Raw genomic sequence first — 881 nt, forward strand, 5'->3', positions numbered from 1 at the left:
CCGCGCGCGCGGCATGCCGGCCACCCATTCGGGCGAAGGCAGCGTCGCCTGCGCCAGCGCCCAGATCAGCCCGGCCTCGATCTGCTGCGCGACGAGGCCGGTGTTGAGTGCCCGTCCGCAATCGACGGCGGCGACGAGCCGGCCGACCTTCACCTGCTGGTCGCTGCCAATGCTCGCCTCCGCAACCAGGCCGATGTGCGACCCGAAGGCGGAGCAGCCGGCGATCCCCATCGTACTGCCGGGGCCGCCGCCATCCCATTGCGCCAGTCGCGCCGCGCCTTGCAGGCAGCGCGCGAGGCGCCCGTTCTGCCCGAGCATCGACATGCGGAAGGCGAGCGGCTCCACCCCGGCCGCATGCGCCAGCTCGTCGATGAAGCTCTCCGTGAAGAAGGCGAACTCGCGCTCGGGCGAACCGCGCATGTAGCCGGTTTCGTAGGGAAGGGACGGACGCATGGCTTCGACCGTCACGTTGGGGATTCCGTAAGGCGGAAGTCCGGTCACGGCGTTGCGGATCGCGCGTCCGGTGTCGTCCACCTCGAGCAGCCGGGCCATCGCAGCGCCCATGCCGCTCACTGTCGCGACCTGCATCTTCCACGCGGCGGTGATCCCGCCCGCGCCCGGAAGCGCCGTTATCCGCGCAAGAGCGCCGGCCGAGACGAGGTCGTGATTCTGGCTCGAACTTTGCGACAGGATTAGCTGCACCGGCGCCTTGGCCCGCCGCGCCAGCTCGACCGCGAACGGAATCGCGTCCGCCTCGAGCGCCGAACAGCCGCCGGGTTCGATCGGAGCAATTGCCGAGGCGTCGATGATCGCGTTCGGCAGGCTGGCGCGGGTTAGAGCCGAGGCCACCTCCGCCTGAGCCTCCGAAGGATCGCCGGCGA

Annotated in this window: 1 pseudogene; it reads right to left on the reverse strand. The window is 70.5% G+C overall.

Annotated elements, in window-relative coordinates:
• Positions 1-881, reverse strand: a pseudogene (locus GH737_RS14905) (molybdopterin cofactor-binding domain-containing protein); the annotation flags it as partial.

Origin of the sequence: Sphingomonas segetis (genome assembly GCF_009720245.1) — a bacterium.
Lineage (GTDB): Bacteria > Pseudomonadota > Alphaproteobacteria > Sphingomonadales > Sphingomonadaceae > Sphingomicrobium > Sphingomicrobium segetis.